Genomic DNA, 16,198 nt, shown 5'->3' with positions numbered 1-16,198 from the left:
AGATCAGCCCTCCACCTTCTTGCCCATGAAGCGGTCGGAGTACTCACGCAGCTTATCCACCCCCATGAAACCAACCATGCAACCGGCGAAGACCGAAAGGTTGGCAGGTAGAGCGAAGTACTCCAGCACTGGCAACAGGCTTACTGCTATAAGGCCGCAGATGGCGCCTTCGAGCAGAACTTTTCGGCCTCGGCCACCTCCATAAATGACTCGAAACATGGCCACTGCGGCGGCAATGCCGCCAGTGGAAAGCTGGGGTTGGTGCGCTATCAGCCAAGCTAGCGCTGCGGCCCAAAGGCCGGGATCTTTCTCAGGCATATGGGCCATCTCAGTTCCTCCCGCTATCGGGAGCGCAAATGAAAAAGGCCCGCCGGAGTGGCGAGCCTTTCGAAGTAAGTCGGAAGCGGGAGCTTACCGCATGATCGTCGGACGCTGGGTCAGCCACTGCGTGGAAGCGTCATTCGCAGAATGGAAACACCAACTCCTTGGCTGGGAACTGTCAGTGTCACGTTGCGTTGCCAGCCGGACACGCTGCTATGAAAACAGAGCTATTCCATATGGACAACCTTTGTTTTCGCGGCGAGGAATAAGGAATAGCGGCCAGGAGGTCCCGGGCTAGCCAAATGAAAGAGCCCAGCGGAAGCTGGGCTTTGGCCTAAGCAACGGGCGTTACTCATGTGGCATATCCGCCTCTTCTGGATTTACACGCTGCGTTTCGACCTCCTCATGATCCTCTTCCTCATCGATGAGTGGGTCGTCATCCACCGAGTCTGGCTCGGTAGCGATATTTGGATTCCTTCCGCCCGGTTCTCTTGGATCACTGCTCATAGCGGCATACCTCAAGTGGATTATCAGATGTCACACCTAATTTGATGACTACCGACACCAACCTGTTCGTTCTTATTTCAAGCCACCGGTCGCTTTGTTACAGGGCACCGCTCTCGCCCTACCGACTGTCTGAAACCTGGAACACTGGAGATAAACAACCACTCAAGGCTCAGCAATCAGCGAAACTGAGCATATCGCGTTAAATGCAAAGCCCAGCGCATGGCTGGGCTTCTCTCTTTGGTAATCACCAGAAATAGGCGAATTCATAAACAAGCTCTTCAAATAGCCTTATGGAAAAAATTCACAATTACTCCAGTGGGCGCTCGTTAAAGCTATAGCGCTCGGCATTGGATGCCCGCGATGGGTCCGGCGGACCTTGCTTCTGCCCGCCTCGAAATGGTCGCTTATCAATGTACTCATTGCGGCCGTCGGGGCGAGCTGTTTTGGCATCCTCTTCTCGACCGTTTTGCAAGTCACCCTGCCCGTGTCTCCTGCCACCCTGGCCATTATTCCCTTCTCTGGTCATACACACCTCTCAATGCTCAGAAGTCCTGAGCTATATTGAGTATGCGCTTATTAAGACCAAGAAATTATTTATCGGACCACCGGCAAAAATAGAAAATACCAATTAACGAGCGTAGCAAAATATTCCTCTAAAGCGTTTCACGTCGAGGCGCAGGCTATAATTTCTTGTTGAAAGTCATCAGGATAATGTCCCACACAGGGTGATTGCCGCCATGGCAGAAGAGAGCGATTCGATACCCAGCAGCGATATTTTCTTCGACGATGCCGCCTGTGGATTGTTGCTGACGGCGGAAGGCGGCGCTATCAAGAGGGTCAATCTGACCTTTTGCCGCTGGATCGGGTACTCCAAACAGGAGCTTTTGAATCGTCAAATTCAGACCTTGATGAGCGATGAGGCGCGCGCCTTCCACCAGACCCATTGGCTCCCACTCATGCATGTACAGGGAGCAATTTCAGATGTGAAGTTCGACCTCGTTCACCGAGATGGCCACCTCATTTCAATGATGCTCAACGGCATCAGGTGCGAGCATGCAAGCGGTATTTTTCACGAGCTAACGCTTTTCAAGACGCGAGACCGCAACCGATATGAACGAGAGCTGCTCAATGCTCGCATGCTCGCAGAGCGGCACCTGGCAAACCACCTGAAATCCCAGCGAGCCCTGGACGTGGCCCAGGGCAAGTTGCGGCTGACCTATGCGGCAGCGGAAGACAGGGCCCTATTTGCGGAACAGATGATAGGCATCGTTAGCCATGACCTACGAAACCCATTGGCCGCAATCAAAATGGCTGCCAACCTACTGGCACGCAAGCACCTAGATTCCAAGACGTTGCAGACCGTAGGCCACATCACGCATTCGGTAGGCCGGGCACAGCGTCTGGTGGCGGACCTGCTCGACTTTACGTTGGTACAGGTTGGACGTGGCATCGCGGTGACAAGGGAGCCCGTCGATCTGCACATGCTGGTGGAGGAGTGCCTGGAAGAACTACGGTTAGTTTTCCCAGGCCACGAACTCATCCACCAGATCGCTGGGCAAGGAGAGTTCAGCGCGGACAGCGACCGGCTCTATCAGCTTCTTGGGAATTTGATTGCCAACGCTATCGCCTACGGCGCACCCAACGGCAGCGTGACCGTAGAATCCCGCATTTCTGATGAGGAGGTAATTCTCGCCGTCCACAACCTAGGCACGCCGATCCCCGAAGAGCTGATCAAGGATCTGTTCGAACCCATGATACGTGGAAGCCATGACAATGCAGGCCTCCGAAGCATCGGGCTGGGTCTTTTCATCGTGCGCGAAATAGTGAGAGCTCATTCCGGGGAAGTGATCGTGACCTCCTCCGCAGAGAAAGGCACGACGTTCACTGCGTCATTCCCCACACTGACGACTCTGGACCACTCAGCAGAACCACCTAATGACTAGGTCTGAGTACCGGCCCAAAAAGGCAAGAAGGCTCCGTATTCCGCAGTAGACTTTCCCTCCCACAGAACGTAGTCATGCTGCTTCCCGACTAGCTTCCAGCACACAATCGATCCAGGCTACACCCGCCTTGATGAGTTCGCGAGCCTTCATCTCGCTGCAACCATAATGCCGCCCCACTCGTATGGCAGGCCACTTGGCACCATAGTAAAGCCAGACCATATCCCCCATCTGCTGATCACGCCGGCACAAGCGAGCCACGGCTCCGTCGACCGTCATAGCCAGTTCATCAGTAATCGAAAATGTCTTGGAAGCCGACGGCAAATGATCGCGCATCAGGGCAAAAGCTGGCGACGTGTAGCCGGGTATTCCCATGCCTTCCATCCGCCACCAACCCCATTGTTCAAGCATGTATTCAGTGTCCCCCAATGGGCGATGCAACGGTTTCCTAATGTTCATCCTTCAGTCCCCAGTGTAATTGGTGCCACCAGCGCCGAGCCGGTTGCTTTCCTGATACCCGGCCGCTGGCCCCGTGGCCCGCGCCATCCTCAACTGCTCGATCTGCCGTGTCGCCGCTTGCAGCCTCATGCTGAGCTGGGTCACCAGGTCATTCAGGGCCAAGGCCTCGCCGGTTGAAGCCGCCACCCAGCCCGAGGCGTTGCAGCGTTCGCATGACAGCTCGTAAAACACCCCCTTGATAAGCCCTCTCCCACGGCATTCAGGGCATTGAGCCAGCTCAATCACCGGCTTCTTCAGGGCCGGTCCGTGGCTCTTTTTCATGCTTTCGAATCCTCGCTAGTAACAAATTCGGTAAGGTCGCTCGAAGCCCCGCCATTAGCGGGCTGCGCGCCGTTATGAGAAATCTCGGATAAGGCCTCTGTAAGGCCGTGAATGGCACCGAAGCCAATGCCGTCTAACCAGGTGTGCCACTTCTCCAGGGCTGCCCGGCGCTGCTGCATGGCCTGGGTGTGGATGTAGGTGCTGGCGATCTTGCCCAGCGAGTGATTCAGCAGCATCTCGCCGATGTGGCCGTCGATGCCGAGGTCGGTCCAGGTGCTGCGGGACACCTTGCGTAGGTCGTGACTGGTCCAGGCGCCCTGCCCCAACCGGGTGAAGACGGCACTGGCCTGCGTCTCGCTAAGCGGCAGCCCGCGTCGACTCGGGAACAGGTAGGCACCTTGGTAACCCTGAGCCTGCTGAATCGCCCGGTACCGGGTCAGCAGTGCTTGCAGCTGGGCGGTCAGAGGCAAGCGGTGCTCGGTGCGGGTCTTGGTGTTCGCCGCAGGGATGAACCACTCGGCCGCCGCCAACGAGACATCAGCCCACCGCGCCACACGGGTCTCACCGATTCGGGTGCCATGGGCCAGCATCATCAGGGCCAGCATGGCGTCACTGGGGGTCGCGTCGAAGGCGTGAGCCAGTTGCTGCATCAGCTCGGGTAGCTGCACGTCACGCAGGCGCGCCGCCTTCGGCAGGATCTTGGCCTTGGTAAAGTCGTTGAAGCGCATCCCGGCCATGGGGTTCCCGTCGATCAGGCCCAGTTTCAAGGCCTGGCGGAAGGCGGTCAGCAACAGGGCGAACATCTGCCGCAGATACGAGAGCGACACATCGGCCTGAGCCGGCCACATCAGTTGCTTGTCGAGAGAGTCGGCACTCACGTCCGTCAGGGCCAGATCCGCCAGTCGCGGTTTCAAGTGCTGAGCGATGGCAGACCGTGCGCCTGCCTTGCGCTTCGCTGACAACGAGCGGTCGCGGGCCATCCGGTCGCCGTACCAGTCCAGCAGCTGGCCCACGGTACCCATGCCGGACGCCACGGGCGCGGTGGCCGGATCTCGCAGCAGGCGCCGACGCAGCGCGGGCAGTTCGGCAATCACCGCTGCAACGCCCAAGTCGGGCCAACGTGCGACCGGCACCCACTTCCTGCCGCGCACCAGGTGCCACGTGCCGCGCTCGCGAGTGATCCAGAACCGCAGGTACAGGCCAGGGTGACGAGGGTCGCGCAGGTCGCGTACGGCCTTGTCGGCAGCCTGCCGGCGAACTTCGGCCTCGCTGAACTTCACTTCCCGGGTCGCACTCATGCGATCAGCACCCCCTCATTGATCAAAGAGGCCTGGGTACGCATCACGCCCTCGGCGTGGTATTGCCGCGCTGTGTCGCGGTCGACATCGCGGCTACGGCCATCACAGGCGTCATGGCAGGCGCTGCAGGCCCAAGCGCCCTGCATGTCGTGTGGTTTCATGCCGACGCCGCAAGTGCCCGCCATGCGGTAATGCGCAAGCACGGTGGTTTCTGGATTGCCATTGCACACCCCGGGAATGCGCACTTGGCACTCCCGGCCGCGTGCGGCCTTGGTCAGCTTCGATTGCCGCATGGGCTGTCTTCTCCATGAAGGTCAATGACGGTGAAAGCGCTCGACCACATGAGTTGGCCATGCGCGACGGCCGAAGCTTCGTCGCGATAGAGCGCAATGGGTGGATGCGAGGTACTGGAGAGCCCGAACAGGTCGGAGCGGCAGTACAGCGCGTATCGGTATTCGGTGAGGTCAGGTGCGGGAAGCTCGATCATCGGCCGAGCATCCTGGATCGGATCGCCGCCAGGGCTTCATTCCCTACTTTTGGCGTGCGCTGGCCTGGCACCTCCGCAGGGAGAGCCAGCGGCATTCTCTGGAGCGGCTCACCTGCGACCAGGCGCCGAACGGCAATCGTGTAGTTGCGTTCGAACAGCTTGGCGCTCACATCGGTAGCCAGCTTGTTCAGGTTCTCGAAACCACTTTCCTTGGCGGCATGCCAGACCGCGTCATGGGTCCACTTGCCCTTCCCTGCCATGGCGGGATGCACGTTACGGCACGCCTCACGGAAGGCAGCAGCCAGCGGGGGAAGACCCAGCATTTCCGGCGAAGGCTGGCACCACTCGATAAACTTCCCGGGCGCCGGGATGAACTCACGGCCGGATTGCCGGCAGCGCATCAAACCGAACTGCAGTTGCTCCGGCGTGTTGATGCCAGCCTCAAGAAACGCGGTTAGCCACTGCTGCTTGGCCGCCTTATACGTCGCTTCATCCGGCCATGCCTGCTTCCAGGCGCTGCAGATCGTGCGCAGATCGCGGAACAGGTCGTTGATCACCCCAGCAGTTTTGCGATTGAGCTCGGCCTTCACGTCGGCAGGCAGCGAGTAATCCGAGGGCACGTATTGGCCAGCCTGGACCTTTGCCCACAAGCCATGGGCCACGGTTGCAACCTGATTCACTGGCTGCCCCCTTCCACGATCCACGACGTGTCATCGTCATCAAAACTGGAGCGCTGCGATGCGCCGGTGCGAACAATAGGCGAGCGGGCAGCACGGGCGAGATCGGATTTGACCCAGCTGACCAGAGCGGCCAACCACTGCTTTTCGGTTTGGGCCACGCCCTTGGCATCGTGGTGGAGCACGAAGCCGGATATGGCAACCGCGTTGAACTGATCCAGGGTCAGACCTGCACGACGGGCATAGGCTTTCAGCAGTTCCGGATTCGGTTCCCAGTCGAGGGACATTGCGAATGGCTCGCGCTGAGAGAGAGTAGATTGGTTCAATGACGGATTGGGTGCAGCTCCTGCACCCCGTTCGGTCGTGAGCTGCACCCCGTTCTGCTGGGAGCTGCACCCCGTGCCGTTTCCTGCACCCCGTTCAGGACGAGGTGCAGCAGATGCACCCCGCTTAAGCAGCAGGTCGTAAACGACGGGGCGACGGTCGCGGCGATCGATATGGGCGGCAGCAATTGCCTGGTTACCCTCAGCGATCCAACCGGCCTGGGCGAGCTCATCCAGCTTCAACCGCACGGTTCGCTCAGAAAGGCCAGTGTCGTCGGAGAGAGTCGCAGCAGAAGGGAATGCCCCTCTTCCATCGCTGCCTGCGTAGTTGGCCAGGCAGAGCAGGACATGGCGGGCTGCAGGATTCTCAAGTGCAGCTTTGGGAATGGCGAGTGCCCAGGTCATAGCTTGTACGCTCACGCTTGCCACCATTGCGATAGACATAGAGCGACAGGCGCAGCATTGCGCGCAGCATTGGAGAAATGCATAATTGATCCCGATTCAGAAGTTGAGAAAGCCGGGCTGCCACCCGGTTTTTTTATGCCCGCGATTTGGGTACTGGATGAATTAGCAGGTGTTTTGGCCATCTACTCGCACAAGGCTGGCTAGATCAGAATCTGCACCACTTGGCGTCAGACCTCCGGCTGAAACAGGGAAAACATCATCCAGGGCGCAAGTCGCTCCAAGTTGATTTAGGGCCGAGACGATCTGTCTTGCCTCTTCCAGCCCTGGGGCCCTCCGCCCCGCCTCATAATTGGCGAGCCGTGATTGGTTCCAATCGAGCTTTCGCCGGAGACTGGCCTGACTGATTCCCGCCCCCTTTCGGATCTGTCGAACGTGGTTCATAGGGGTTCCTCTTGACTGGACCCCAGGATAAACACGTAACGTGTTATTTTCAATCACGAAGAGTGAAAGCGAGGTATTTCGTAACGTGATTACAATCACGGCTATGAAAGAGACCCTCGGACAACGCATCAAACGCCACCGCAAGGCCGCCGGGCTCTCCCAGGCCGCGCTGGCGACTGCCTGCGGCTGGAAATCCCAATCACGGGTGGGCAACTACGAAACTGATACGCGGGAGCCATCTCTCGCGGATCTGCGCCTAATCGCACATGCGATTGGTGTGGATGAGTCGGAAATCATCTTGGATTACAAACCGAGCGCCCCGGAAGCGGGCGCTGAGGCTGTCGAATCAAACGCGACGATGATTGGCCCATTTGATGTGTGGGATGACGAAACGCCATTGGATGGAGATGAGGTATACGTGCCCTACCTGAAAGAGGTCGAGCTTTCAGCAGGCCGAGGCCGCACGGTTGTTGAGCAATCACATACGCGCAAATTGCGGTTCGGCAAAATCACCCTTCGCCGACAGAACGTGCAACCAAGCGAAGCAGTTTGTGTGACCGTTGGCGGCAATAGCATGGAGCCCGTGCTACCCGATGGAAGTACAGTCGGCGTTGATCAGGGCGCCACTACCGTAATCGATGGCAAGATGTACGCAATCAACCATGGCGGGCAGCTGCGGGTGAAAACCCTATACCGCTTGCCTGGTGGTGGAATCAGGATGCGCAGCTTCAACCGTGATGAGCATCCTGACGAGGAATACAGCGCAGAAGAGATGGTCGCTAAAGAGATCGTCATTCTAGGGAAAGTCTTCTGGTCCTCGGTCCTCTGGTAGCGCTCCTTTCGCCAACCAAGCCCGGCTAAATGCCGGGCTTTTTGTTGCTCACCTGAAAAATAATCACGTTTCGTGTTGACACCAAATAACACAATACGTGATATTTGCCTTCGCCGGATCGACACCGGCCAGCAACGAAGGCAGCGATGGACAGGCCTCAACTGTTCAGAGGGGTGGCAACTGCCCTGGGCGTGCAGCGTAAAGCGCCGAAGCAGTTTTCCAGCGGGCTGATGCCGCGGCCGGACAAATAACCAGAAGATGGCCGCGCAACCGACTCCAGTTGAGGGTCGCGGCCGATTTCACTGGCTGGCCTTGGTGACAGGGCCAGACGGGAAATCAACGGGAGTAAAGAAATGAGACGACTGCTTTGCACAGGCATCTATTGGCTGATAGAGCCACTGCTCGACCTGCTGGATGAGCGAAAAGCGAGGCTCGCCAGCCAGCAGGCAGAGCAAGCAGGCTTACCTTCTGGGGAAGCTGGGCATAGGCATTGAAGGTGAATTAACTACCTTCGGGAAAACTCCATAAACGTGCCCGCAGGCAGCGCAGTGTGCGACTTCAAACCAAGCGTCGCCACCCTTGCTTTCCTGCACGCTCCTCTGGCTCACGATGTGTCCAAGACCGACGATTGCGCAGCTTGGGCATTTTGGCTCTGCAAGCCTTTTTTGTTCCATCAAATTTGCCTCAACAGTTGTAGGTACTTGCGAGGCTACCACGGCCCGGCGTGGCTAAGCATCCGGGAACTATCAAATCGCCACCACAAGCTGGCGGCCCGATCACCTGGTCTTCCCCAGCACCAGGCTGCATCGGAGAGCCCTTCCCGACCCTACATCAACAGGTTCAGGGAGACAGGCGGGATTGGCTCTCCAATGCAGCCCACCAAGGACCACTCATGGAAACGATTACCTGCGGCACATGGACAGGCCACCTTGGCAAAGGGCTGGCTCCCCGCGAGCTGGAAGCATTGCTCGGCGTCGCCCAGGGCATGACCGCTAAACAGATTGCCCAGCAGATGCAAATCACTCCGGGCACTGTTGCCAACCGCATCGAGAACGCCATGTTCAAGCTCGGCGTAGCACGTCGAGCAGCCGCCGTGGCCGAAGCCATGCGACGGCAGATCATCAGCCCGCTGTGCATCGCCCTCGCCGGTCTGATCGCCATGCATTCTGTCATCGATGACAGCGACCCGCTGCGTCGCGACCGCAGGGCGCCAGAGCGGCGCACCGCCCAGATTCGAATCGTTCGTAAGGCCGAGACCTTCGAGCACCACGCCTGAATCCCACTGAGGATCATCCCATGCACCACTCCATGCAACAGCGCGTGGACGGCCTGGCCGCCCTGCGTGCACGCTCCCTATTGGCTACTGCCGAGTTCTACGGGCTGATAGGCCTTCCCGCCCCTACCCCTGGCCCTTTGTACCAGGCGGTCGCCAAGGGCAAGGCCTGGCACATCATCGAGATCGCCACCGGCAAGACCAAAGGCTTCTGCTTCAGTCACCGAGCAGCCATGCGGTTTGTGGATGCGATGGAGGCAGGCGCAGCGAGTAAGCGGGGTGGCCTGCAATGATTGGCGCACCGATCCAAGACCAGCGCGCTGCAGCCTGACCGACATGCAGTTTGAATCACTAATCAACACAGTATAACGCTGGGCCTAATAGCCAACCCCAGTAACTCGGTTGTGGACCGTTAGTAATGATCGCATCCGATTCTGGATTTCCTGATTATCCTTGACGCTGACAGCCCATCGATCAACTGCATCGGCGATGTCTAAGCAGAACAAATCAACTTGCAGTTGAAGCGTGTTGTTTATCTTATTGCAGTGAATGGAGTTTCCATTAACTGGCGGCACAATGAAGTGAAAATCATCGAGAGCCTTTCTTGCTCTTTGTTGAGTGATATCAGCCCCACCTTCATGAAGATAGCTGCACCTTAACGCATAGCAATCAGAACCGTTCAGGAAACAGTGAAGCCCGACAGCTGGCAACCTAATAGAGTAGGAAGGCGCTGCCCATTGATCGAACCACGCTGCGTATCTCTTGCTGCTGCCCTGTGCCGGATCAATTAGCCGACCGCAAACATCAGGAAGCGTTAACGCTGTCGAAAGCGCAACGTACCAATCTTGATGATTGACTGAAGAACGCAAACTGTTACTGAAACGCTCCATGTAGCCTCCTTAGCGACTCAGTGCCGGTCACCCGTAATACTCCACCCCCCCCAAAATTGCCACCATGCCGCCACCAGCACGGAGGGCGGCGCATACAAATCAAGAGGTATCGGCTATGGCCGTGCAAAAGACGGGAGCCGCCAAGCATTCAGCGGACTACCGCGAGCGCGAGAAGACGAAGGCCGCGAAGCTGGGCATCGAGAAGGTGTTCTTCAACATGCCCGCAGGGATCAAGGCTGCGCTGAATGCGGAGATCGAGCGCCACGGCTACGACCAGGTGCAAGAACTCTGGCAGGACCTGGCCCTGTCGTGGATTGCTCAGGATCCTGATGAGCGGGCGCGCCGACTTGAACGACCTGACGCGCCAGCCTTTTGCATCTCGCCGAAGCTAGCGCGTCAGTTCGAAGAGGCTAGTACGGCTGAGCTGAGGCGAAACCCTGGCGACGAGATTGTCAGGCCCTAGGTCAAGTCGAAAACGACCTGTCCAGGCGCTGCCATCGCTATCCGCACCATGCTGTCTACTGCCGCATTTGATGTTTTGATTGTGAGCGTGCCCTGCCCCTTTGTCTTGAGCGCCATGGCAACTCTAACCAATCCATCTACTTCATAGTTGCCGCTCACGACAACACTTCCACCAGCCGTCGCGACTCGCACCAATGATTCAATAGCGCTCCCCATTTCTACTGCTCCCTGTAGACGGCCCGATTGCCGACCATCTGTATTACCCCATTCCACCCCAAATTGCCACAATGCCGCCACCAGCACGGAGGGCGGCGCATGCTTGGAGAAAGCCATGAGCGATACCGAAGCCAGCCCGAGCCTGGCAACCGGTCACCCGATGAGCGCAGACACCTGGGCGGACTTCGTTTCCCGCCTCCGCCACCACTGCAACGGCCAGGGAGTGAAGTGGCACCACACGGCCTGCGCGCTGTTCACCGTGCAGCAGAAGCGCATCGACTACGGCTATGAGGCTGACTACGCCGAGGGCCTGGTGGTCTGCTTGGAAGACAACAGATGGTTCAGCCCTGAAGAATACTGGGCTGATCTCGACGAGGAGGAGCGGCAGGAGATCAACCAGGCGGTCCAGGCCGACCGCGAATGCGATTTCCTTGAACTGGATACGGACGATCAGTGGGGGTTCCTGGCCGAGCTCGACGACCACACCGTCACCGGCTGGAACAAGCACTGGGAAATCGTGAACAGCCACTTCACCAAGGAAGCGGCCGAGGCCTTCATCCGCCGTAAGCAGCACGACTACCCCGAGCTGCGGGTTTACGTCGAATCGCAGTACTACGCCTGGGAGTTCGAAGCGATCAAGGCCGCCATCCTTGACGGCACGCTGACCTACCAGCCAAAGCCACCAACTGAAAACGCAGAGGCCGACTGAGCAAGGAGCGATCCATGAGCAACTATAACTGCGACTACGTCCGCCGCCACTACGACGTTCCCGCGGAGATCGGGCGCCGCGTGATCGCCAACGGTGAGCCCGGCGTCATCATGGCCGACCGTGGCCAGTACATCGGCGTCATCCTCGACAGCGATCCGAAGAAACGCATCCGCAACTATCACCCCACCTGGGAGATGGTGTACGGCGAGATGGCTAAGACGTTGCCGCTCAAGGAGTGGGAGGTGATCACCAACGGAATGTACGACTGGGACGATGTGAAGTACATGCTCGGCGATGCGCGCCATTACGTTCGGCGCGTGTGGGCAGCCACTCGCAGCCAGGCCAAGTACCGGGCCTATCAAGAGCTGGCCGAGTGCTTCAACGACGACGCTACTGCCATGTTGACCTTTAGGGTGCGCGCTGCGGCCTGAGCCTACTGCGTTACGATAACGCATACTCGCTAACAGGTACGCCTGCTGGGAGTGCTGGCGGGCTGGTCTAGACTTGACACGACTAGCAGCCACGGAGCCCGCAGATGGACCCGTTAATCTCTGATCAGCCTAACCCACATGAAGCTCCTGAAAACGTCGACCATCTCAGGTTTCACCGTGCCCATGAACATATGCACCACCCGTTTGGTAACGATGCATTTGCTCGCAGGGCCGAAGCTTTCGCCCGCTTCTTTGGCACGCCGTTGTTTCTGGGGTCTCAATCACTAGTAGTACTGATTTGGATAGGTATCAGTCTATCGGGGCTGTCAGCGTTCGATCCCTACCCTTTCATTCTACTGAATCTAGCGTTCAGTCTGCAGGCAGCATACGCGGCCCCTCTAATTCTTCTGGCTCAAACCCGCCAAGCCGACCGTGACAAAGCAACCTCCGAAGCAGACGCGCGACATCGAGAGGCAATTGCCATGGCCAATCAACGACGGCAGCGGGACGCAGAGATGCACAGCAAGCAGCTTCTGCAACTGTTAGAGCAAAATACACTTCTTACGGAAGTAACAAAGCAAATGAGTGAAAGAATCGAAGTCCTAACTTCACAGATCCACTCGCACTTGCTTACTTCAGCAGAGAAAGCGCCTACGCAGAACAACTAGAAATCCCATCTCCCATCACTTTCAAAAAGCATTATCTCCCCAGCGCCCTTCAGCACACTTCCCCATTCAACGAATCACGCCACCCCGGCGAGGGCGGCGCCTGCATGCAAGGACCACACGATGGCCGAATACAACATCGTCAGCATGAGCGGCGGTAAAGACAGCACGGCCACTCTGCTGGTCGCCCGCGAGCTGGAGGTGCCGAACCTCAGCGCCGTCTTCGCAGATACTGGGCACGAACACCCGGCCACCTATGACTACGTGCACTATCTGGCCGAGGCCGTTGGAGTGCCGATCCGCTGGGTAAAGGCCGACTTTGCTCGACAGATTGCTGGCAAGCGCAAGTTCATCGAAACGAAGTGGCGCGAGAAGGGAGTGCCCGAGGCGGTGGCGCTGTCTGCCCTGGAGGTGCTCCACCCCACCGGCAACCCCTTCCTCGACATGCGCCTCTGGAAGGGCCGCTTCCCCAGCACCAAGGCGCGATTCTGCACTGATGAACTCAAGCGAAACCCGATCATTGAGAAGGTGTTCCTGCCGCTGATGTCCAGCGACAACCTGGTGCTGTCTTGGCAGGGCGTGCGAGCTGATGAGTCGCTGGCCCGGCGATACCTGCCCGAGTGCGACGAAGTCGGCGGAGGCCTGTTCAACTACCGCCCCATTCTGAAATGGACGGTGGATTCGGTGTTCGAGGCGCACCGGGCTGCAGGCATCAAGCCAAACCCGCTGTATCTGCAAGGGTGCAACCGCGTCGGCTGCATGCCCTGCATTATGTGCGCTAAGGATGAGCTGCGCGAGATTGCCACCAGGTGGCCAGAGGAAGTCGCCAGGGTGCGCGAGTGGGAGCGTCTGGTGAGTATCGCCAGCAAGAGAGGCGCAGCCACATTTTTCGCCACTGTCACCGCCCCCACGGTGCGCTCCGAGGATAAGGTCAGCGCCGAAACACACGGCATTGACCGCATGGTGGACTGGGCAAACACGTCACGCGGCGGACGCCAGTTCGACATGGTCGACCTGATAGCGCGTACCGACAGCAAACAGAAATGCTCTTCAGCCTATGGCCTATGCGAATAGCGGATTGATCAATCCAATTAGCCAATCGCCGAAGCCATTTACCAAGGTTCCGAGTATCAGAAGACTGATCTCAACATTTCGAACACGCTCGACTCTACGCTTTATGTAGGCTCCAAAGACCTCTTCAGTCTTAGACCTAACGCCTTCGAGAAGCTTCGCTTTGAATGAAGGATCTAGAGGGCCACCCCAGAATTTCTCCCACGCATCCTCGAGCTGCTTCAGCTGCTCGGGCTCATGCTTTTCCCTAAGCCGCTCGATTTGTTGCCGAAGTATGTCGTTCAACTTGAAGGCTGCAACTGCAACACCAATGACGATGATCAGTGATCCGCAACGGTTTAGCCACAAGGCATCATGGGCGAAGCCGGCCCAGACTCCGGCAACCAGAATCCCTGATGAGAGCCCTACCGAAATCCTTTCTAACCACGTCGTTCGCAAAGCCGCCCCCAGTTAGTTTTCCCAGTAAAGCGGCATTACATCATCGCGCAATAGATTGAGGTATCCCCATTCACACAGAAAACCAATCCTTGGCCCGCGTGCCAGTCGAAGACGATGAGCTTTGTGACCTCGTCACTTGGAAACGTCGGGCCATCGAGGCCGAATCCAAGCTCCGCACATACGATCCACAGATAGTGAAGCTCGGCGAGCGAGCCATGCAAGCGATGCTGGCTGCCCCGAAGCCGACGCAGATGGTGCTGACCAAGTGCAGGTTGTGCGACCAGCTGCAGACTGACCTGACGGAGCGTGACGAGTTGATCGAAAGGCTCCGCACGATCAGCGCCCGCCACGTTTGCCACGTCAACAACGGCTCCTGCCCCGACGAGGTCGAAGGCTATGCCGCACGTGACAACGATTGCCCTGCCTGCCAGGCCTTGATGGATGCCGATGTATTGCTCGGGAAATCCTGAAGGAGCACATTTGTACTCCACCCAGCTGTAACCCCTCTCCCCTCTATTCACTGCCGCGATATGGCAGCCAAGGAATCGTCATGCCTGAAATACTCAAACTGGAGCGTGGCCGCACCTATCGCGGCAAGAAACCCGCGTGCGTGCGCAGCTGCGGTCTGGTCAATGATCGAACCGTCATCTATGTCGGCGTGGATGAGGTCCAGTACGACGGACCATCGGTGGCACCTGGGCGGCACTATCCGCGCATGCCGATTGGCAAGTTTCTTGAGTGGGCCGGCCACGACGTGACCGACGAGCTGCCATCAGGGGAATACGCATTCTGGCCACCATCAAAGCAGGCAGCATCATGATTGCCCTCGCCTACATGGCCTACCTGATCTATCGGGCGCCGCGATGATCCCGCATACAGGCTGGCTGCGGCGCCAGCTTGAGTCGGCGCTGATCCTGCTGGCCGCCTGGATCCTTGGCGGTCGCAACGTCACCAGATCCGGGGTCGTCTCGCGTCGCGACAACAACGAGATGTTCGAGATGGACGGCGACTTACGCGCCATCGCCCGCCGTATCCGCAAACAGTACAGAGAGTAACCCCTCCCCAACTACTCAAGCCCGCCGACATGCGCGGGCATGGAGAGCTATTGCCATGCCAAACCACATCACCAACAAAGTAAGCGCGCCAGCTCACGTGCTCGCCTCGATGATCAACGAAGAAGGTCACATCGACTTCAGAGTACTCATCAAATTTGAGGGCGATTTCTCTTGGGACATGATTTGCGGTGCGGCAGAAACCGCTGCAGAGGCCGCAATCAATCTGCCACTTAGCAGCCACCCAATGCTTTCCAGCATGCAGCGGCACAGCCGCGAGACCTCGTCTGTGACGAAGCTCAGCGATGAAAGCTTCGAGCAGTTCGTGGAGATGCTGCGCAACCACCGTAAGTGCGGCCACCTGCATGACATGGACTTCGGTCGTCAAGCCTGGGGCACCAAGTGGAATGCGTACCAGCAGAAGGTCGACCTCGAAGGTATGTGCCTTTCGTTCGATACAGCCTGGAACACGCCCATGCCCATCTTCAAGGCGCTATCCGCCCTGCACCCAGCCGAGGAAATCACGGTCGTGTTCGCCGACGAGGACATCGGCAGCAACTGCGGCACGCTGAAACTCAAGGGCGGCGAGCTGGTAGAGCAAGACTGCGCCGGCCCATGGGACGGCATGACCGAAGCCGAGCAGACAAAGTGGCGGGCTTTCGCCATGGAAGTCAAAGGCTGGAATGACGACGAATAACCAACCTGCCGCCACCGGCGGCGTGGAGACCATCCCATGGAAACCGAGATCCTTTCGGACGAAGAGCTGGCCGACTTGACCGGCTACAAGGCCAGGGGCTGGCAGCGCCGCTGGCTCAATGAACGTGGCTGGCACTTCGTCGAGAGCCGCGGCGGCCGCCCCCTGGTAGGCCGCCAGTACGCCCGCATGAAGCTGGGCGTGACTCTTGAGGTGGTGCCGATGGCGCCGCCCCCTCCACCGCAATCACCGGCCTGGACGCCGGATTTTTCAAAAGTGAGGTGAT

Annotated in this window: 26 protein-coding genes; 14 read left to right on the top strand and 12 right to left on the bottom strand. The window is 58.3% G+C overall.

Annotated elements, in window-relative coordinates:
* Positions 1-3: 3 nt before the first annotated feature.
* The gene (locus NGM28_RS03720) at positions 4-327 is read right to left on the bottom strand and encodes a phage holin, lambda family (protein ID WP_252088725.1); all 324 of its coding nucleotides are present in this window, start codon (positions 325-327) and stop codon (positions 4-6) included.
* A 1,238-nt stretch (positions 328-1,565) separates the two neighbouring features.
* Here NGM28_RS03720 and NGM28_RS03715 point away from each other — a divergent pair.
* Positions 1,566-2,771 (top strand): PAS domain-containing sensor histidine kinase, encoded by a 1,206-nt coding sequence (locus NGM28_RS03715; protein ID WP_252088724.1) that lies wholly within the window; start codon positions 1,566-1,568, stop codon positions 2,769-2,771.
* A gap of 72 nt (positions 2,772-2,843) precedes the next feature.
* Here NGM28_RS03715 and NGM28_RS03710 read toward each other — a convergent pair whose 3' ends face one another.
* The 8 genes from NGM28_RS03710 to NGM28_RS03675 form a co-directional block, all read right to left on the bottom strand.
* Positions 2,844-3,227, bottom strand: a complete 384-nt coding sequence (locus tag NGM28_RS03710; RefSeq protein WP_104444118.1) for an antiterminator Q family protein — start codon at positions 3,225-3,227, stop codon at positions 2,844-2,846.
* Between the two features lie 3 nt (positions 3,228-3,230).
* The gene (locus tag NGM28_RS03705) at positions 3,231-3,548 is read right to left on the bottom strand and encodes a hypothetical protein (protein ID WP_104444119.1); all 318 of its coding nucleotides are present in this window, start codon (positions 3,546-3,548) and stop codon (positions 3,231-3,233) included.
* On the bottom strand, positions 3,545-4,846 hold the full coding sequence (locus NGM28_RS03700; RefSeq protein ID WP_252088723.1) for a tyrosine-type recombinase/integrase: 1,302 nt from the start codon (positions 4,844-4,846) through the stop codon (positions 3,545-3,547). The genes NGM28_RS03705 and NGM28_RS03700 overlap by 4 nt, the downstream gene beginning before the upstream one ends.
* A complete protein-coding gene (locus NGM28_RS03695; RefSeq protein WP_241412580.1) occupies positions 4,843-5,139 on the bottom strand; it encodes a DUF1364 domain-containing protein in 297 nt (98 codons plus the stop codon). Before NGM28_RS03695 ends, NGM28_RS03700 begins: the two co-directional genes overlap by 4 nt.
* Positions 5,121-5,333 carry a hypothetical protein gene (locus NGM28_RS03690; protein ID WP_252088722.1) on the bottom strand — a complete coding sequence of 71 codons (213 nt, stop codon included), beginning with the start codon at positions 5,331-5,333 and terminating at the stop codon, positions 5,121-5,123. The genes NGM28_RS03695 and NGM28_RS03690 overlap by 19 nt, the downstream gene beginning before the upstream one ends.
* Positions 5,330-6,013 (bottom strand): replication protein P, encoded by a 684-nt coding sequence (locus NGM28_RS03685; RefSeq protein WP_252088721.1) that lies wholly within the window; start codon positions 6,011-6,013, stop codon positions 5,330-5,332. Before NGM28_RS03685 ends, NGM28_RS03690 begins: the two co-directional genes overlap by 4 nt.
* A complete protein-coding gene (locus tag NGM28_RS03680; protein ID WP_252088913.1) occupies positions 6,010-6,738 on the bottom strand; it encodes a helix-turn-helix domain-containing protein in 729 nt (242 codons plus the stop codon). The genes NGM28_RS03685 and NGM28_RS03680 overlap by 4 nt, the downstream gene beginning before the upstream one ends.
* Before the next feature lie 162 nt (positions 6,739-6,900).
* Positions 6,901-7,179, bottom strand: coding sequence for a helix-turn-helix transcriptional regulator (locus tag NGM28_RS03675; RefSeq protein WP_082337787.1), 279 nt, complete (start codon positions 7,177-7,179; stop codon positions 6,901-6,903).
* Between the two features lie 103 nt (positions 7,180-7,282).
* On the opposite strand from NGM28_RS03675, the gene NGM28_RS03670 reads away from it, so the two are divergent.
* From NGM28_RS03670 to NGM28_RS03660, 3 genes are all read left to right on the top strand, one after another.
* Positions 7,283-8,011, top strand: coding sequence for an XRE family transcriptional regulator (locus NGM28_RS03670; RefSeq protein ID WP_217847485.1), 729 nt, complete (start codon positions 7,283-7,285; stop codon positions 8,009-8,011).
* Between the two features lie 892 nt (positions 8,012-8,903).
* Positions 8,904-9,287 carry a helix-turn-helix domain-containing protein gene (locus NGM28_RS03665; protein WP_252088720.1) on the top strand — a complete coding sequence of 128 codons (384 nt, stop codon included), beginning with the start codon at positions 8,904-8,906 and terminating at the stop codon, positions 9,285-9,287.
* A gap of 20 nt (positions 9,288-9,307) precedes the next feature.
* Positions 9,308-9,577, top strand: coding sequence for a hypothetical protein (locus tag NGM28_RS03660; RefSeq protein ID WP_252088719.1), 270 nt, complete (start codon positions 9,308-9,310; stop codon positions 9,575-9,577).
* Positions 9,578-9,661: 84 nt separating this feature from the next.
* Here the strand turns inward: NGM28_RS03660 and NGM28_RS03655 are convergent, their stop codons facing one another.
* Entirely contained in the window at positions 9,662-10,174 is a 513-nt protein-coding gene (locus tag NGM28_RS03655; protein WP_252088718.1) for a hypothetical protein, read from the bottom strand.
* Between the two features lie 115 nt (positions 10,175-10,289).
* Between NGM28_RS03655 and NGM28_RS03650 the strand changes: the two genes are divergently transcribed.
* Complete coding sequence (locus NGM28_RS03650; RefSeq protein ID WP_252088717.1) at positions 10,290-10,637, top strand: hypothetical protein; 348 nt, start codon at positions 10,290-10,292, stop codon at positions 10,635-10,637.
* On the opposite strand, the gene NGM28_RS03645 is transcribed toward NGM28_RS03650, so the two are convergent.
* Positions 10,634-10,969: a hypothetical protein gene (locus NGM28_RS03645; protein WP_252088716.1), complete on the bottom strand. Its 336-nt coding sequence runs from the start codon at positions 10,967-10,969 to the stop codon at positions 10,634-10,636. The genes NGM28_RS03650 and NGM28_RS03645 overlap by 4 nt on opposite strands.
* Between NGM28_RS03645 and NGM28_RS03640 the strand changes: the two genes are divergently transcribed.
* From NGM28_RS03640 to NGM28_RS03625, 4 genes are all read left to right on the top strand, one after another.
* Entirely contained in the window at positions 10,968-11,561 is a 594-nt protein-coding gene (locus NGM28_RS03640; RefSeq protein ID WP_252088715.1) for a hypothetical protein, read from the top strand. The two genes, NGM28_RS03645 and NGM28_RS03640, sit on opposite strands and share 2 nt — an antisense overlap.
* Positions 11,562-11,575: 14 nt before the next feature.
* Positions 11,576-11,992, top strand: a complete 417-nt coding sequence (locus tag NGM28_RS03635; RefSeq protein ID WP_252088714.1) for a hypothetical protein — start codon at positions 11,576-11,578, stop codon at positions 11,990-11,992.
* 104 nt (positions 11,993-12,096) lie between these two features.
* Positions 12,097-12,660: a DUF1003 domain-containing protein gene (locus NGM28_RS03630; RefSeq protein WP_252088713.1), complete on the top strand. Its 564-nt coding sequence runs from the start codon at positions 12,097-12,099 to the stop codon at positions 12,658-12,660.
* Positions 12,661-12,780: 120 nt separating this feature from the next.
* Entirely contained in the window at positions 12,781-13,731 is a 951-nt protein-coding gene (locus NGM28_RS03625) for a phosphoadenosine phosphosulfate reductase domain-containing protein (protein ID WP_252088712.1), read from the top strand.
* Here NGM28_RS03625 and NGM28_RS03620 read toward each other — a convergent pair.
* Positions 13,720-14,166 carry a hypothetical protein gene (locus NGM28_RS03620; protein ID WP_252088711.1) on the bottom strand — a complete coding sequence of 149 codons (447 nt, stop codon included), beginning with the start codon at positions 14,164-14,166 and terminating at the stop codon, positions 13,720-13,722. The genes NGM28_RS03625 and NGM28_RS03620 overlap by 12 nt on opposite strands.
* 89 nt (positions 14,167-14,255) lie before the next feature.
* Between NGM28_RS03620 and NGM28_RS03615 the strand changes: the two genes are divergently transcribed.
* The 5 genes from NGM28_RS03615 (at position 14,256) to NGM28_RS03595 (ending at position 16,197) form a co-directional block, all read left to right on the top strand.
* Positions 14,256-14,636: a hypothetical protein gene (locus NGM28_RS03615; protein ID WP_252088710.1), complete on the top strand. Its 381-nt coding sequence runs from the start codon at positions 14,256-14,258 to the stop codon at positions 14,634-14,636.
* 80 nt (positions 14,637-14,716) lie between these two features.
* The gene (locus NGM28_RS03610) at positions 14,717-14,986 is read left to right on the top strand and encodes a hypothetical protein (protein ID WP_252088709.1); all 270 of its coding nucleotides are present in this window, start codon (positions 14,717-14,719) and stop codon (positions 14,984-14,986) included.
* Positions 14,987-15,029: 43 nt separating this feature from the next.
* Complete coding sequence (locus NGM28_RS03605; RefSeq protein WP_252088708.1) at positions 15,030-15,221, top strand: hypothetical protein; 192 nt, start codon at positions 15,030-15,032, stop codon at positions 15,219-15,221.
* A 55-nt stretch (positions 15,222-15,276) separates the two neighbouring features.
* On the top strand, positions 15,277-15,915 hold the full coding sequence (locus tag NGM28_RS03600) for a DUF1281 family ferredoxin-like fold protein (RefSeq protein ID WP_252088707.1): 639 nt from the start codon (positions 15,277-15,279) through the stop codon (positions 15,913-15,915).
* 36 nt (positions 15,916-15,951) lie between these two features.
* Positions 15,952-16,197 carry a DUF4224 domain-containing protein gene (locus NGM28_RS03595; protein WP_252088706.1) on the top strand — a complete coding sequence of 82 codons (246 nt, stop codon included), beginning with the start codon at positions 15,952-15,954 and terminating at the stop codon, positions 16,195-16,197.
* The last annotated feature ends 1 nt before the right edge of the window (position 16,198 follow it).

The sequence above is a fragment of the Pseudomonas sp. MWU13-3659 genome (assembly GCF_023757525.1).
Lineage (GTDB): Bacteria > Pseudomonadota > Gammaproteobacteria > Pseudomonadales > Pseudomonadaceae > Aquipseudomonas > Aquipseudomonas entomophila_E.
The sequence above is the reverse complement of the archived record's forward strand: the minus strand, read 5'-3'. Positions and strand labels throughout refer to the sequence as shown.

Excerpts from the sequence above, each read along its gene's own strand:
- NGM28_RS03715 (WP_252088724.1), top strand. The coding sequence starts at position 1,566 with ATGGCAGAAGAGAGCGATTCGATACCCAGCAGCGATATTTTCTTCGAC.
- NGM28_RS03670 (WP_217847485.1), top strand. The coding sequence starts at position 7,283 with ATGAAAGAGACCCTCGGACAACGCATCAAACGCCACCGCAAGGCCGCC.
- NGM28_RS03665 (WP_252088720.1), top strand. The coding sequence starts at position 8,904 with ATGGAAACGATTACCTGCGGCACATGGACAGGCCACCTTGGCAAAGGG.
- NGM28_RS03625 (WP_252088712.1), top strand. The coding sequence starts at position 12,781 with ATGGCCGAATACAACATCGTCAGCATGAGCGGCGGTAAAGACAGCACG.
- NGM28_RS03610 (WP_252088709.1), top strand. The coding sequence starts at position 14,717 with ATGCCTGAAATACTCAAACTGGAGCGTGGCCGCACCTATCGCGGCAAG.
- NGM28_RS03655 (WP_252088718.1), bottom strand. The coding sequence starts at position 10,174 with ATGGAGCGTTTCAGTAACAGTTTGCGTTCTTCAGTCAATCATCAAGAT.
- NGM28_RS03690 (WP_252088722.1), bottom strand. The coding sequence starts at position 5,333 with ATGATCGAGCTTCCCGCACCTGACCTCACCGAATACCGATACGCGCTG.
- NGM28_RS03600 (WP_252088707.1), top strand. The coding sequence starts at position 15,277 with ATGCCAAACCACATCACCAACAAAGTAAGCGCGCCAGCTCACGTGCTC.
- NGM28_RS03635 (WP_252088714.1), top strand. The coding sequence starts at position 11,576 with ATGAGCAACTATAACTGCGACTACGTCCGCCGCCACTACGACGTTCCC.
- NGM28_RS03680 (WP_252088913.1), bottom strand. The coding sequence starts at position 6,738 with ATGACCTGGGCACTCGCCATTCCCAAAGCTGCACTTGAGAATCCTGCA.
- NGM28_RS03675 (WP_082337787.1), bottom strand. The coding sequence starts at position 7,179 with ATGAACCACGTTCGACAGATCCGAAAGGGGGCGGGAATCAGTCAGGCC.
- NGM28_RS03630 (WP_252088713.1), top strand. The coding sequence starts at position 12,097 with ATGGACCCGTTAATCTCTGATCAGCCTAACCCACATGAAGCTCCTGAA.
- NGM28_RS03650 (WP_252088717.1), top strand. The coding sequence starts at position 10,290 with ATGGCCGTGCAAAAGACGGGAGCCGCCAAGCATTCAGCGGACTACCGC.
- NGM28_RS03640 (WP_252088715.1), top strand. The coding sequence starts at position 10,968 with ATGAGCGATACCGAAGCCAGCCCGAGCCTGGCAACCGGTCACCCGATG.
- NGM28_RS03720 (WP_252088725.1), bottom strand. The coding sequence starts at position 327 with ATGGCCCATATGCCTGAGAAAGATCCCGGCCTTTGGGCCGCAGCGCTA.
- NGM28_RS03605 (WP_252088708.1), top strand. The coding sequence starts at position 15,030 with ATGATCCCGCATACAGGCTGGCTGCGGCGCCAGCTTGAGTCGGCGCTG.
- NGM28_RS03705 (WP_104444119.1), bottom strand. The coding sequence starts at position 3,548 with ATGAAAAAGAGCCACGGACCGGCCCTGAAGAAGCCGGTGATTGAGCTG.
- NGM28_RS03700 (WP_252088723.1), bottom strand. The coding sequence starts at position 4,846 with ATGAGTGCGACCCGGGAAGTGAAGTTCAGCGAGGCCGAAGTTCGCCGG.
- NGM28_RS03660 (WP_252088719.1), top strand. The coding sequence starts at position 9,308 with ATGCACCACTCCATGCAACAGCGCGTGGACGGCCTGGCCGCCCTGCGT.
- NGM28_RS03710 (WP_104444118.1), bottom strand. The coding sequence starts at position 3,227 with ATGAACATTAGGAAACCGTTGCATCGCCCATTGGGGGACACTGAATAC.
- NGM28_RS03695 (WP_241412580.1), bottom strand. The coding sequence starts at position 5,139 with ATGCGGCAATCGAAGCTGACCAAGGCCGCACGCGGCCGGGAGTGCCAA.
- NGM28_RS03645 (WP_252088716.1), bottom strand. The coding sequence starts at position 10,969 with ATGGCTTTCTCCAAGCATGCGCCGCCCTCCGTGCTGGTGGCGGCATTG.
- NGM28_RS03595 (WP_252088706.1), top strand. The coding sequence starts at position 15,952 with ATGGAAACCGAGATCCTTTCGGACGAAGAGCTGGCCGACTTGACCGGC.